A 14222-nucleotide genomic window follows, 5' to 3' on the forward strand; every position below is an offset into this window, starting at 1 on the left:
GCGATCCCTGTGGGAGCGGACCTGCTTGCGATGAGGCCGGCCGGGCCGAAAAAAGTGCATGCCCGTACACGGACGCCATCCACTGGTGCGCTAAGGTGTAACGAAACGTTAGCGCCACCCCGCAGTCAGTAGCTCATTCGCACTCTTCGGCAAAAAGGCCCGTCATGTTCACCATCCTCAAGCAAGAAAGCTTTCTGCTGTTGGCCGTCATCGCCACCTGTGTCGCGTATCCGCTGGAGCACTGGCTGCTGCATAGCGGCCAGTTTGTCGCGCTGACGGCCGGGCTGGTGCTGATTGCCTTCATCGTCGCCGCCTCGATGCGCGTTGCCCATCAGGCTGAACTGCTCGCGGAAAAAGTCGGCGATCCGTACGGCACGATGATCCTGACCCTTGCCGCCGTGCTGGTGGAAGTGGTGATCCTGGCGATCATGATGAGCAACGAAGCCTCGCCGACATTGGTGCGCGACACGATCTATTCGGCGGTGATGCTCGACATCAACGGCATTCTCGGCCTCGCCGCGCTGATGGGCGGGATCAAGCATGGCGAGCAGTCCTACAACGACGATTCGGCCCGCAGTTACAGCGTGATGATTCTCACCGCCATGGGCGTGTCGATGGTGGTGCCGGAGTTCATTCCCGAGGCCAACTGGAAAATCTATTCGGCCTTCACCATCGGCGCGATGGTGGTGCTTTATGCGTTGTTCCTGCGCATGCAGGTCGGGCCGCACAGTTACTTTTTCAGCTACAGCTACCCGGACAAACGCCGCAAGAAAGAGCCGGTGGAACAAGAGCCGAAACCGGTCAGCCTGGCACTGTCGATCGGCATTCTGGTGTTCGGTGTGGTGGTGATCGGCGCACTGGCCGAGGTGATGTCCAAGACCCTCGATCTGGGCCTGGAAGGGACGGGCGCACCACCGGTGATCACGGCGATTCTGGTGGCAGCGATTTCCGCGGCGCCGGAGATTCTGACCGCGTTGCGCGCGGCGTTGGCCAACCGTATGCAGTCGGTGGTCAACATTGCGATGGGCGCTTCGTTGTCGACGGTGATCCTGACGGTGCCGGTGATGGAGGCGATGGCGCTCTATACGGGGCAGCCGTTTCAGATGGCGATGACCCCGGTGCAGACGGTGATGATCTTTATCACGCTGATCGTCAGCGCGATCAACCTCAATGACGGGGAGACCAATGCCATCGAGGGCATGACCCACTTTGTGCTGTTTGCGACGTTCATCATGCTGTCGTTGCTTGGTCTCTGAGCCGATCACAAAACCAAATGTGGGAGCGGGCTTGCTCCCACATTCAGACTTCCGCTTGGATCAGTTACCGGCAATCAACTGCCGAGCCGCCTGGCTGTGATCGGCAATCAGGCCTTTGAGATCCAGCCCTTCAACCTGCCCGTCAACCACACGCCATTTGCCGCCGACCATCACCCGATCCGCCCGGTCCGCGCCGCACAGCAGCAACGCCGAAATCGGGTCATGGCTGCCGGAGAAGCGCAGTTCATCGAGCTTGAACAACGCCAGATCCGCCTGCTTGCCGACCGCCAGTTCACCGATGTCGGTGCGACCCAGCAGGCTCGCCGAACCCTTGGTCGCCCAGCCCAGCACACGTTCCGGAGTGATCTTCTCGGCGCCGTAACGCAAGCGCTGGATGTACAGGGCCTGACGCGCTTCGAGGATCATGTTCGACGCATCGTTGGACGCCGAGCCATCCACGCCGAGACCGAACAACGCGCCGGCATCGGTCAGTTCGATGCTCGGGCAGATGCCGGACGCCAGACGCATGTTCGAGCTCGGGCAATGACAGATACCGGTGCCCGCCGCGCCGAGACGGGCGATTTCGTCGGGGTTGAAATGGATGCCGTGGGCCAGCCACGTGCGCGGGCCGAGCCAGCCGACGCTGTCCAGATAATCCACCGTGCGCAGGCCGAAGCGTTGCAGGCAGAAGTCTTCTTCGTCGAGGGTTTCGGCGAGGTGAGTGTGCAGGCGCACATCGAGTTTGTTCGCCAGTTCGGCGCTGGCGGACATGATTTCCGGGGTCACCGAGAACGGCGAGCACGGCGCCAGAGCGATCTGGATCTGCGCGCCGTCGCCACGTTCGTGGTACTCGTGGATCAGGCGCTGGCTGTCGTCGAGAATTACCTGGCCTTCCTGCACGGTCTGCTGCGGAGGCAGGCCGCCGTCCTTCTCGCCGAGGCTCATCGAACCACGGGTGAGCATGGCGCGCATGCCCAGTTCGCGCACGGTTTCGACCTGCACGTCGATGGCGTTTTCCAGGCCATCCGGGAACAGGTAATGGTGATCGGCAGCGGTGGTGCAACCCGACAACAGCAACTCGGCCAGCGCGACCTTGGTGGCGAGGGCGAGCTTTTCAGGCGTCAGGCGCGCCCAGACCGGGTACAGGGTTTTCAGCCACGGGAACAACGGCTGATTGACCACCGGCGCCCAGGCACGGGTCAGGGTCTGATAAAAGTGGTGATGGGTGTTGATCAGGCCCGGCAGGATCACGTGTTCACGGGCGTCGAACACTTCATTGCATGGCGCGGAAGGTTGCTGGCCGGCGCCGAGCACTTCGGTGATCACACCGTCTTGCAGGACCAGACCGCCACGGGCATCGAGACCGTTGGCCGTGAAAATGGCGAGGGGATTTTTTAACCAGATACGGGTCGCAGGCATTGTGGCCGGCTCCTCTGAAAGTTGGGTTCAGGGTTGCCAGCTCAGTGTTGCCCTGTCTGCTGATCCAGGGTCGCCGCGAAGGACGAGGTGCGGAGTTTCGAACAAAATGTTGCGACGGGCAAGCCCAACCCGACCAGACACCGGGATAACCCTGTGGGGTGAGCCCCCACAGGGTCCAGTGATTACCAGGGAATGGTTTCACCCTTGTAGTTCACGAAGTGATGGCCGCCCTTGCCGGCGAACGCATCCACCTGATCCACGAGGCCACGGGTGCTGGTCTCCACGTCGATGTCGGCACCTTCGCCGCCCATGTCGGTTTTCACCCAGCCCGGATGCAGCGACAGCACCGTGAGTTTCTGCTCGCCCAACTGCGTGACGAAGCTGTTGGTCATCGAGTTCAGCGCCGCTTTGCTGGCCTTGTACAGTGCCAGTTCCGGCGCGTCGGGCATGGTCACGCTGCCGAGCACCGAACTCATGAACGCCAGCACGCCGCTGCCGTCGCGGATCTGCCCGACAAAGCGCTGGGCCAGATTGATCGGTGCCACCGCGTTGGTGAAGAACAACTGACCGACTTCCGCCAGCGTCGCGCCGCCCGGGGTCTGCACTTCGGGGCCTTTGACCCCGGCGTTGACGAACAGCAGGTCGAAGGTCTCGCCCTTGAGCTTCTGGCTCAGGGCGATCACCGCTTGCTGGTCGTCCATGTCTAGTTTTTCGATTTGCACGTTACCCAGTGCTTCGAGAGCCTCGGCGTTGGAAGGATTGCGAACCGTGGCGGTGACTTGCCAGCCGTCGGCCAGCAGGGTTTTCACCAGTCCCAGGCCCAGGCCCCGGGAGGCGCCGATGATCAGTGCGTGCTTGGCAGGATTAAGTGCGAACATGACGGGCTTTCCTTGAAAGTTGAAAGATCACGGGTTCAATGGACAGCGTTGACCGAGCCGATGCTGCAATTCGAGGCGCAGCTCGCCGAGTTCGGCCATGCGGGTTTCGACCAGCTTGAGTTTGTCTTGCAGCAGTTGCGTGACGGTGGTGTCAGGATTTGGCGATTGCCACAGCGCGCCAACGCTGCTGCCGATCTCGCCGAGGGTAAAGCCCAGACGCTGAGCCGTTTTGATGTAGAGCACCAATTGCACCATCTCCGGCGGATAGTCGCGATAACCGTTGGCGCTGCGTTGCGCCGCGATCAATCCGCGCTCCTCGTAAAAACGCAGCGTGTCACGGCTGACATCGCAGGCCTGGGCCAACTCACCGATGCGCATCTTGCAGGTCTCGAAAGTGTTTGACCCTGGAGCATACTCCAGGCTTTACCGTGGTTGCTCCCTGAATTTTTGGAGCAAGGATGATGTGGACTTCAACGCAGTATCGGCAGGTGGTGCGCGGCAGCGCCTGGTATGACTTGATCGTGACGGCGGCGTTTGTCACGCCGTGGAGTTTTGCTGTGTTGCACGGGTTGCTGACGGCGCTGAGTCAGGCGCTGGAGCTGCCCGGCGAGCTGCCGCCGTTCGAACCTGCGCATCTGTTGATAGCCAATTTGTTCGGTTCGGTGGTGTGCATGTGGGCGGTGCTGCGGATTCGTGATCCGCAGCCGGTTTATGGGCGCTATGACGCGGTGACGCGGTTTCTGTTCGCCGCGTGGATGACGTATGCCCTGGCCCACGGCGCCAATTCGTTGGTGGTGGGATTCCTGGTTCTCGAAATGGCGTGGGGCATCGCTCAGGCGTTGCCGGTCCGGCCGCTGTCGCGAGCCGTAGCGGCTTAGTGCCCGGCCTGCCACGGCTGCCCCAGTGATACCGGCGCGTACAACCGTGTACGCAGCGCATCCCGCGACAACAACACCAGCACCAGAATCGTCGCGACATACGGCAGCATCGCCAGCAGACTCGAAGGAATCGCCAGCCCCAGCCCCTGCGCCACCAGGTGCAGGATGCTGGCGAGTCCGAACAGATACGCACCGAGCAGCAAGCGCCACACCCGCCAACTGGCGAACACCACCAGCGCCAGCGCAATCCAGCCGCGTCCGGCGGTCATGTTCTCGGCCCACATCGGCGTGTAAGCCAGAGACAGATAAGCGCCGGCCAGTCCGGCCATCGCGCCGCCGAACAGCACCGCCAGTGTGCGTACGGTCAGCACCGGCAATCCCATGGCACTGGCCGCATCCGGGTTCTCACCGACCGCTTGAATGATCAGCCCGACACGGCTTTTCACGATCACCCACGCCACCAGCGCAAACAGTACGAACGACAGGTACACCAGCAGATCCTGGGCAAACAGCATGCGGCCGATCAACGGGATTTCGCTCAGGTAGGGAATCGCCAGCGGCTCGAATCCCGCCAGCGGTTTGCCGACCCACGCCGCGCCGACAAAGGTCGACAGGCCGACGCCAAAAATTGTCAGCGCCAGCCCGGTCGCCACCTGATTGGCGTTGAACACCAGCGCCACCAGAGCAAACAGCGACGACAGCAACATCCCGGCGAGCATCGCCAGCACCACGCCGAGCCACAGGTTGCCGCTGTTGAACGCGACGATGAAACCGATCACCGCGCCAAACAGCATCATGCCTTCCTGGCCGAGGTTGAGTACGCCGCTCTTCTCGCAGATCAATTCACCCAACGCCACCAGCAGCAGTGGCGTACCGCAGCGCACCATGGCGTAGAAAATATTGCTCAACAGATCGATATCCATCACAGCGCTCCGGCGGCTACGGCGGTGGTAGAAGTGCGCCGCACCCAGCGCAGGTTCAGGCGTGGCCGATAGAGGATCAGCACGTCACAGGCCAGCAGGAAAAACAGCATCATTCCCTGGAACAGCTGAGTGATCGCCTGCGGCAGATTCAGTGTCATCTGCGCGCTCTCTCCGCCGATGTACAGCAGTGCCATCAACAGGCTGGAAAACAGAATGCCGATCGGATTGAGCCTGCCGAGAAATGCCACGGTGATCGCCGCGTAGCCGTAGCCCGGCGAGACCTGCGGCACCAGTTGGCCGATCGGTCCGGTGACTTCGCAGACACCGGCCAGTCCCGCCAATCCTCCGCTGATCAGCAGTGCGAGCCAGATCAGACGCTTCTCGCGAAACCCGACAAATCCTGCTGCACGCTTGTCCAGCCCCAGCACCTTGATCTGGAAACCGACGAAGCTTTTCTGCAGCAACACCCACACCGCGACCAGCGCGAGCAAGGCGAAATACACGCCGATGTGTGCCCGACCGTCCTCCATTAACAGCGGCAGGCGGCTGGCGTCGCTGAACATTGCCGATTCGGGAAAATTGAATCCGGCCGGATCCTTCAGCGGCCCGTGTACGCAGAACAGCAACAGGTTCAGCGCGATGTAGTTGAGCATGATGCTGGTGAGGATTTCGTTGGCGTTGAAGCGGGTACGCAACCAGGCGGTGAGCCCGGCCCAGGCGGCGCCGGCGAACGTGCCGGTCAGCAGGATCAGCACCAGCGCCCAGCGGCTTTGCATGTCGATGATGTTCACCGCCAGCGCACTGCCGGCCAGCGCGCCGAGCAGCAACTGGCCTTCGGCACCGATGTTCCAGATCCGCGCCTGATAGGCCACCGCGAGGCCCAGTGCACACAGCAGAATCGGCAGGGTTTTGACCAGCAGCTCGGAGACGCCATACAGGTCGCTGACCGGGGCGATCAATAACGTGTGCAGGGTTTTCAGCGGGTCGTGACCGAGGGCGATGAACAGCAACGATCCGCAGACCAGCGTCAGCACCGCCGCCAGCACCGGCGAGCACCACAGCATCAGCCGTGATTGCCGGCCACGGGGTTCGAGGGAAAGCAACATGGGAAAACTCCGTTAAACCGTGGCCGGTTGTGATTGAGGGGTGTCGAACTGGCCGGCCATCCAGCCGCCGACGTCGCTGAGGCGGGTTTGCGCCGTGTCCTGCAACCCCGACAGGCGCCCGCCGCACAGCGCGCCGAGGCGGTCGCTGATCTGGAACAGTTCGTCGAGGTCTTCGGAGATCACCAGAATCGCCGCCCCGGCATCGCGCAGGGCAATCAGCGCCCGGTGAATGGTGGCCGCCGCGCCGACATCCACGCCCCAGGTCGGGTGCGCGGCGATCAGCAGTTTCGGTTGCTGGAGGATTTCCCGGCCGAGGATGAATTTCTGCAGGTTGCCGCCGGACAGGCTGCGGGCGGCGGTCTGGGTGTCCGGGGTTTTCACGCCGAAGCGCTGGATGATCGTTTGGGCGAGGGCTTCGACCTTGCCACGCTCGATCAAGCCGTGGCTGACCAGGCCTTGTTGAAAGGTGGTGAGCAGGGCGTTGTCCGCCAGGCTCATGTCCGGCACCGCGCCATGCCCGAGGCGTTCGGCGGGGACGAACGCCAGGCCGAGTCTGCGTCGGGCATCCGGGCGCTGATCGGCGACGAGGTGTTCTTGGAAGCAGATGGTTTGCGCTGCGTCGCGGGGTAATGTCTGTTCGCCGCTGAGCAATGCCAGAAGCTCGTCCTGCCCGTTGCCCGCCACGCCGGCGATGCCGACGATTTCACCGCTGCGCACCTGCAGATCGATGTCGCTCAGGGAGCAACCGAACGGATCCGGGTTGTGCCAGTTCAGACCGCTGACCTGCAAGAACGCCGCGCCACCGGTGACCTTCGTGAACTCGCCGATCGATGTCGCGGCGTCGCCCACCATCAATTGCGCCAGTTGCCGATCAGTGCAGTCTGCGGGCACGCAATGCCCGGCCACCCGACCACCACGCAACACTGTGGCGCTGTGGCACAAGGCGCGGACCTCGCCAAGTTTGTGGCTGATGAACAGAATGCTGCAGCCTTCGGCCGCGAGCCGGCGCAGGGTGATGAACAACTCTTCGGCTTCCTGCGGCGTGAGCACCGAGGTCGGTTCGTCGAGAATCAGCAGGCGAATGTCCTGCATCAGGCAACGCACGATCTCGACCCGTTGCCGCTCGCCGATCGACAGGCTGTGGACAAGTCGCTGAGGTTCCAGCGCCATGCCATATCGGCGCGACACTTCACGGATTTTCGCCTCAAGCTGTTTCGGCGAACCGGCCGCTGCACCCATCGCCAATGCAATGTTCTGCGCCACGCTCAAGGTCTCGAACAGCGAGAAATGCTGGAACACCATGCCGATGCCCAACTGCCGCGCCTGGGCCGGGTTGCGCATGATCACCGGTTGACCCTGCCACAGCATCTCACCCGAATCGGCCTGGGTGACGCCGTAGATGATCTTCATCAACGTGCTTTTGCCTGCCCCGTTTTCACCGAGCAGCGCGTGGATTTCACCGGGGGCGATGCTCAGGTCGATGGCGTCATTGGCAAGGCAACCGGGATAACGTTTGCTGATGTGGCGCAGTTGCAGCTGCGGTGTGGACGTGGGGTTTGGCATGACAGGCTCGGGTTGCTTGGAGTTGTGCCTGTGGATAAAGCAATTTCCTGGCCATTGAGTCAGGAACGCAGGTGGCTGCTGTTTGCCAGCCTGTGGCGCAGAGCCTGTGAATCGAATTCGGTTGCCTGCACGGCACCACTTGAGGGCAAAGCCTTTGATCAGGCTCCAGTTTTGCCCGCAACTGGCTGATCAAAAAACGAGCAACCCCGCCGAAGCCATGCAGAACCTGCGACTGCGCCAGCCATGAACGGCTTATCCACAGGTTGCTCCACAGTATTTGTGCGCAAGACAAAATCCCGGGCATAAGCACTGCCGGGCTTTCTTCTAAAGGCGATAAACAACGCTAAGCGATTGTTTTTACGTGAAATTGTTCATTGCGATGGGCGATTGGACGAAAAGTGAGCAAATCCCGCAAAGCCACGTGACAGAAGGGTTACAGCCTCCTGTGCTCAGGTTATCCACAGCCGGGTGCACAGCGGATGTGGGCAAGTCTCGGGCATAAGCAAACGGGCTGGTGCCCCAAAACATGGCGGGGCTTCAACGCTGCAGCAGGATTCGCCCGCGGCTCAGATCGGCCAACTGATTCTGCAACAGCTCGATGTGCGCTTCGCCCACGGCCAGTTGCAATTCGACGCCGTTGGCGGTGAAGTTCTCTTCGATCACCAATCCGCCCAGATCCGCGACCCGCAGTTTCACCAGCGCCAGTTCGCCAAAGGCGCAAGCGCAACGCACGGGCACGCGACTGATCAACTCTATCTTCGGCGCGGCTTGCAGGCATTTGTTGGCGCCGCCGCCATAGGCCCGGGCCAGACCGCCGGTGCCCAGTTGAATGCCGCCGTACCAGCGGATCACCAGCACCGCGACCTGATCGCAGTCCTGCGCTTCGATGGCCGCGAGGATCGGCCGCCCGGCAGTGCCACCGGGTTCGCCGTCGTCATTGCTGCGGTATTGATCGCCGAGCTTCCACGCCCAGCAATTGTGCGAAGCGTTCAAGTCGCTGTGTTGCTCGATGAAGGCTTGCGCCTCAGCGGGGCTGCCGATCGGCGCGGCGAAGGTGATGAAACGGCTTTTGCGGATTTCTTCGCGGAACTCGCAAAAGCCGCTGAGGGTGAATGGCATAAAACGACTTATATAGAAGAAGTGAGGCCGCAGCCTTTGAGGATGATGCGGATCAGGTTGTTGCCGGCGTCTTCCATGTCCTGTTTGGTCAACTTGCTGCGACCGGTCACCCGGCAGATCTGGGTGGCGAAGTCGGCGTAATGCTGGGTGCTGCCCCACAGCAGGAAGATCAGGTGCACCGGGTCGACCGGATCCATTTTGCCCGCGTCGATCCAGGCCTGGAACACGCCGGCGCGGCCCTGGAACCAGGCGCGGTAATCCTGATTGAAATATTCGGTCAGGCATTCGCCGCCGCTGATCACTTCCATCGCGAAGATCCGCGACGCTTGCGGCTGGCGACGGGAGAATTCCATTTTCGCGCGGATGTAGCGGGTCAGCGCTTCGGCCGGATCGTCCTCGGCCGTCAGGGTATTGAAGGTGCTGTCCCACAATTGAAGGATGTTGCTCAGCACCGCCACGTACAACCCGAGCTTGTTGGTGAAGTAGTAATGCAGGTTCGCCTTGGGCAGTCCGGCCTTGGTGGCGATGGTGTTCATGCTCGTGCCTTTGTACCCGTGACGGGCGAACTCGTCTTCGGCGGCTTTGATGATGGTCTCTTCGTTCTTCTGACGAATGCGGCTGGCGGGTTTGCCGCCGTGGGCTGGGACTTCAAAGGTCATAGGCACTTCCGGGTTTGTCTGTGGGGTGCAACCAGTTGCGTTGATAGCGCAACCACCGGCGCGGGACAAGCCCCGGGCGAATAAAACCACGGTCGTCAGCGGGTGGCGGCCAGGCTTTCGAGAAAGCTTTCCAGTACCAGATGAGGGCGGCGACCCTTGCGGGTGACCGAGGCCAGGCTCAAATCATAGAAGCGGGTACTGGCCTTGAGTGCGCGCAAGCGACCTTGTTGAACCCAGAGACTGGCGTAGTGATCCGGCAGGTAGCCGATGTAGCGCCCGGTCAGAATCAGGAACGCCATGCCTTCGCGGTCGGAAGCGCTGGCGGTGCAGTTGAGCGCCTGATAGTGCTCCTGGATCTCCGCCGGCAAACGGAAAGTCGGGGCGATGGCGTCCTGACTGTTGAGGCGCTCGTCATCCAACTGTTTATCGTCGACGTAAAACAGCGGATGACCAACTGCGCAGTAGAGCAACGAGCGCTCGCTGTACAACGGCTGATATTCCAGCCCCGACAACGCACTGGCCTGCGGCACCACGCCGACATGCAGGCGACCGTCGAGCACACCTTGTTCGACTTCGTTGGGGGCGATCATGCGGATCTGGATTTGCACGTCCGGCCCGCGCTCCTTCAACTGCGCGAGCGCGTGGGTGATGCGCATGTGGGGCAGGGTGACGAGGTTGTCGGTCAGGCCGATGATCAGCTCACCGCGCAAGTGCTGGTGCAGGCCGTTGACCTCGGTGCGAAAACTTTCCAGTGCACTTAGTAGCTGTAACGCCGATTGATAGACCTCGCGGCCTTCTTCGGTCAGGGAGAAACCGGCGCGCCCGCGTTGGCACAGACGCAGGCCGAGACGTTGTTCCAGATCACTCATCTGCTGGCTGATCGCCGAGCGACCGATGCCGAGTACGGTTTCCGCCGCCGAGAAGCCACCGCACTCCACCACGCTGCGAAAAATCCGCAGCAGGCGAATGTCAAAGTCACTGACCTGCGCCAGTGGATCGGGGCGACGACTGCTCATGCTGTTGTTCTCATTGTTTAGCAGAGTTCTAACTGAAGGTTAGAAGAGTTGAATTTCACCGACTTTATCCCCGTGGCAATTTAGCTGCAACAACGCTTTCTATCTCTCTGAAGCTTATTGCCCTGCGAGGTTTTGCCCGATGAACATGCCTGAAAATGCGCCGTCGCCACTGGCCAGCCAACTGAAGCTGGACGCGCACTGGATGCCCTACACCGCCAACCGCAACTTCCAGCGCGACCCGCGCCTGATCGTTGGTGCCGAAGGCAGCTGGCTGATCGACGACAAGGGCCGCAAGGTGTACGACTCGCTGTCCGGTCTGTGGACCTGCGGCGCCGGGCATACCCGCAAGGAAATCCAGGAAGCGGTGGCCAAGCAGTTGGGCACCCTCGATTACTCGCCGGGCTTCCAGTACGGCCACCCGCTGTCGTTCCAGCTGGCGGAGAAAATCACTGATCTGACGCCGGGTAACCTGAACCATGTGTTCTTCACCGACTCCGGTTCCGAGTGCGCCGATACCGCGGTGAAAATGGTCCGCGCCTACTGGCGCCTGAAAGGCCAGTCGACCAAGACCAAAATGATCGGCCGCGCCCGTGGCTATCACGGTGTGAACATCGCCGGCACCAGCCTCGGTGGCGTTAATGGCAACCGCAAGCTGTTCGGTCAGGCGATGATGGATGTCGATCACCTGCCGCACACTTTGCTGGCGAGCAATGCTTTCTCCCGAGGCATGCCGGAGCAGGGTGGTATCGCCCTGGCCGATGAGCTGCTGAAGCTGATCGAGCTGCACGATGCTTCGAACATCGCTGCGGTGTTCGTTGAGCCGATGGCCGGTTCCGCTGGCGTGCTGGTTCCGCCGCAGGGCTACCTGAAGCGTCTGCGTGAAATCTGCGACCAGCACAACATCCTGCTGGTGTTCGACGAAGTGATCACCGGTTTCGGCCGTACCGGCACCATGTTCGGCGCCACCACCTTCGGTGTGACCCCGGACCTGATGTGCATCGCCAAGCAAGTCACCAACGGCGCGATCCCGATGGGCGCGGTGATTGCCAGCTCCGAGATCTACCAGACCTTCATGAACCAGCCGACCCCGGAATACGCCGTGGAATTTCCGCACGGCTACACCTACTCGGCGCACCCGGTGGCTTGCGCCGCTGGCCTGGCGGCACTCGACCTGCTGCAAAAGGAAAACCTGGTGCAGAGCGTGGCTGAAGTTGCACCGCATTTCGAAAATGCCCTGCATGGCCTGAAAGGCGCGAAGAACGTCATCGACATTCGCAACTTCGGTCTGGCCGGTGCAATCCAGATCGCGGGCCGTGACGGCGACGCCATCGTGCGTCCGTTCGAAGCCGGCATGGCATTGTGGAAAGCCGGGTTCTACGTGCGCTTCGGCGGCGATACCCTGCAGTTCGGCCCAACCTTCAACAGCAAGCCGCAGGACCTTGATCGTCTGTTCGACGCGGTCGGCGAAGTGCTGAACAAGCTCGACTGATTTTTCCTTCTATATAGATACGCAAACAGCAGGCGCCCCTTGCGGGCGTCTGCGCACATGAATTCAGGAGTTCCCCGATGAGCGTTATCCCGCATTTGATCAATGGCGAACTGGTGACCGAGAACGGTCGCGCGGTCGATGTGTTCAACCCGTCCACCGGTCAGGCAATCCACAAGCTGCCGCTGGCCAGCCGCGAAACCATCCAGCACGCCATCGATGCCGCCAAGGCTGCGTTCCCGGCCTGGCGCAACACGCCACCGGCCAAACGTGCCCAGGTGATGTTCCGTTTCAAGCAACTGCTGGAGCAGAACGAAGCACGCATCGCGCAATTGATCAGCGAAGAACACGGCAAGACTCTGGAAGATGCTGCCGGTGAACTGAAGCGTGGCATCGAGAACGTCGAGTTCGCCTGCGCAGCGCCGGAAATCCTCAAGGGCGAGTACAGCCGCAACGTCGGCCCGAACATTGATGCGTGGTCGGACTTCCAGCCGCTGGGCGTGGTGGCCGGCATTACGCCGTTCAACTTCCCGGCAATGGTGCCGCTGTGGATGTACCCGCTGGCGATCGTCTGCGGCAACTGCTTCATCCTCAAACCATCCGAGCGTGATCCGAGTTCGACCCTGCTGATCGCGCAACTGTTGCTGGAAGCCGGCCTGCCAAAAGGCGTGCTGAGCGTGGTGCACGGTGACAAGACTGCGGTGGACGCGCTGATTGAAGCGCCGGAAGTCAAAGCGCTGAGCTTCGTGGGTTCGACGCCGATTGCCGAGTACATCTATGCCGAAGGCACCAAGCGCGGCAAGCGCGTACAGGCACTGGGCGGCGCGAAGAACCATGCGGTGCTGATGCCGGATGCGGATCTGGACAACGCGGTCAGCGCACTGATGGGCGCGGCTTACGGTTCCTGCGGCGAACGCTGCATGGCGATTTCGGTAGCTGTGTGTGTGGGCGACCAGGTAGCGGATGCACTGGTGGCCAAACTGGTTCCACAGATCAAGGCGCTGAAAATCGGTGCCGGCACTTCGTGTGGTCTGGACATGGGGCCGCTGGTTACCGGTCAGGCGCGCGACAAGGTCAGCGGTTATGTGGAGGACGGCGTGGCGGCGGGCGCGACCCTGGTGGTCGACGGTCGTGGTCTGAGCGTTGCCGGTCATGAAGAAGGCTTCTTCCTCGGTGGTTGCCTGTTCGACAACGTCACGCCTGAGATGCGCATCTATAAAGAAGAGATCTTCGGGCCGGTGCTGTGCGTCGTCCGGGTGAACAGCCTGGAAGAGGCGATGCAACTGATCAATGATCACGAATACGGCAACGGCACCTGCATCTTCACTCGTGACGGTGAAGCGGCGCGTCTGTTCTGCGACGAGATCGAAGTCGGCATGGTCGGGGTCAACGTTCCACTGCCGGTGCCGGTGGCTTACCACAGCTTCGGCGGTTGGAAGCGCTCGCTGTTCGGCGACCTGCATGCTTACGGTCCGGATGGTGTGCGCTTCTATACCCGTCGCAAGGCGATCACCCAGCGCTGGCCACAGCGTGCGAGCCATGAGGCGTCGCAGTTCGCATTCCCTAGCTTGTAAGTAGAAGGGCAGTGCAAAGAAGGCCGACCTTTTAAGGTCGGCCTTCGCGTTTCGAGGCATTTTTGACCGATATGACAGATTTATGAAAATAAGGGTTGACGGCGAATTCCAGAGGTCTATAATTCGCACCACTTCCGGCGCAGTCGAAACGGAAAACTCCTTGAGATTCAATGAGTTAAGTAGGTTTCGATAATGGATCGCTTCAGTTCATCGAGGCCTGGAAAGAGTTGGAAGTGCCGGTTTTTCTGGTGATTTCAACGGTTCGATCTTCTCGGTCGAAAGCGAAGAAAAGAGGTGTTGACAGCAGCGTGTAACGCTGTAGAATTCGCCTCCCGCTAACGAGAG

At 61.3% G+C, this 14222-nt stretch carries 13 protein-coding genes; 4 read left to right on the plus strand and 9 right to left on the minus strand.

Translation table 11 applies throughout. The features are described from left to right. Positions 1-164 precede the first annotated feature (164 nt). Positions 165-1256, plus strand: coding sequence for a calcium:proton antiporter (locus ACTJK9_RS16210; RefSeq protein WP_285412942.1), 1092 nt, complete (start codon positions 165-167; stop codon positions 1254-1256). 60 nt (positions 1257-1316) lie between these two features. Here ACTJK9_RS16210 and ACTJK9_RS16215 read toward each other — a convergent pair whose 3' ends face one another. From ACTJK9_RS16215 to ACTJK9_RS16225, 3 genes are all read right to left on the minus strand, one after another. After that, on the minus strand, positions 1317-2675 hold the full coding sequence (locus ACTJK9_RS16215; RefSeq protein WP_440814835.1) for an 8-oxoguanine deaminase: 1359 nt from the start codon (positions 2673-2675) through the stop codon (positions 1317-1319). A 182-nt stretch (positions 2676-2857) separates the two neighbouring features. Then, complete coding sequence (locus ACTJK9_RS16220; RefSeq protein ID WP_440814837.1) at positions 2858-3553, minus strand: SDR family oxidoreductase; 696 nt, start codon at positions 3551-3553, stop codon at positions 2858-2860. Positions 3554-3580: 27 nt separating this feature from the next. Then, positions 3581-3931: a MerR family transcriptional regulator gene (locus ACTJK9_RS16225; protein ID WP_074689712.1), complete on the minus strand. Its 351-nt coding sequence runs from the start codon at positions 3929-3931 to the stop codon at positions 3581-3583. A gap of 83 nt (positions 3932-4014) precedes the next feature. On the opposite strand from ACTJK9_RS16225, the gene ACTJK9_RS16230 reads away from it, so the two are divergent. Continuing rightward, a complete protein-coding gene (locus ACTJK9_RS16230) occupies positions 4015-4431 on the plus strand; it encodes a hypothetical protein (protein WP_221398630.1) in 417 nt (138 codons plus the stop codon). Here ACTJK9_RS16230 and ACTJK9_RS16235 read toward each other — a convergent pair. The 6 genes from ACTJK9_RS16235 to ACTJK9_RS16260 form a co-directional block, all read right to left on the minus strand. Further along, positions 4428-5354 carry an ABC transporter permease gene (locus tag ACTJK9_RS16235; protein WP_085613578.1) on the minus strand — a complete coding sequence of 309 codons (927 nt, stop codon included), beginning with the start codon at positions 5352-5354 and terminating at the stop codon, positions 4428-4430. The two genes, ACTJK9_RS16230 and ACTJK9_RS16235, sit on opposite strands and share 4 nt — an antisense overlap. Next, positions 5354-6460 carry an ABC transporter permease gene (locus tag ACTJK9_RS16240; RefSeq protein WP_085613579.1) on the minus strand — a complete coding sequence of 369 codons (1107 nt, stop codon included), beginning with the start codon at positions 6458-6460 and terminating at the stop codon, positions 5354-5356. The genes ACTJK9_RS16235 and ACTJK9_RS16240 overlap by 1 nt, the downstream gene beginning before the upstream one ends. Positions 6461-6472: 12 nt before the next feature. Continuing rightward, a complete protein-coding gene (locus ACTJK9_RS16245; RefSeq protein ID WP_440814841.1) occupies positions 6473-8023 on the minus strand; it encodes an ABC transporter ATP-binding protein in 1551 nt (516 codons plus the stop codon). Positions 8024-8560: 537 nt separating this feature from the next. Next, positions 8561-9142 carry an IMPACT family protein gene (locus ACTJK9_RS16250; protein ID WP_085613581.1) on the minus strand — a complete coding sequence of 194 codons (582 nt, stop codon included), beginning with the start codon at positions 9140-9142 and terminating at the stop codon, positions 8561-8563. 8 nt (positions 9143-9150) lie between these two features. Then, the gene (locus tag ACTJK9_RS16255; protein ID WP_011332324.1) at positions 9151-9801 is read right to left on the minus strand and encodes a TetR/AcrR family transcriptional regulator; all 651 of its coding nucleotides are present in this window, start codon (positions 9799-9801) and stop codon (positions 9151-9153) included. A gap of 95 nt (positions 9802-9896) precedes the next feature. Further along, complete coding sequence (locus ACTJK9_RS16260) at positions 9897-10817, minus strand: LysR family transcriptional regulator (protein ID WP_085613582.1); 921 nt, start codon at positions 10815-10817, stop codon at positions 9897-9899. Positions 10818-10956: 139 nt separating this feature from the next. On the opposite strand from ACTJK9_RS16260, the gene ACTJK9_RS16265 reads away from it, so the two are divergent. Beyond that, complete coding sequence (locus ACTJK9_RS16265; protein WP_011332325.1) at positions 10957-12306, plus strand: aspartate aminotransferase family protein; 1350 nt, start codon at positions 10957-10959, stop codon at positions 12304-12306. 77 nt (positions 12307-12383) lie between these two features. Beyond that, complete coding sequence (locus ACTJK9_RS16270; RefSeq protein WP_011332326.1) at positions 12384-13877, plus strand: CoA-acylating methylmalonate-semialdehyde dehydrogenase; 1494 nt, start codon at positions 12384-12386, stop codon at positions 13875-13877. Positions 13878-14222: the final 345 nt, after the last annotated feature.

The organism is Pseudomonas sp. 22082 (assembly GCF_052046055.1).
In the GTDB taxonomy this organism is placed as follows: domain Bacteria; phylum Pseudomonadota; class Gammaproteobacteria; order Pseudomonadales; family Pseudomonadaceae; genus Aquipseudomonas; species Aquipseudomonas pharyngis.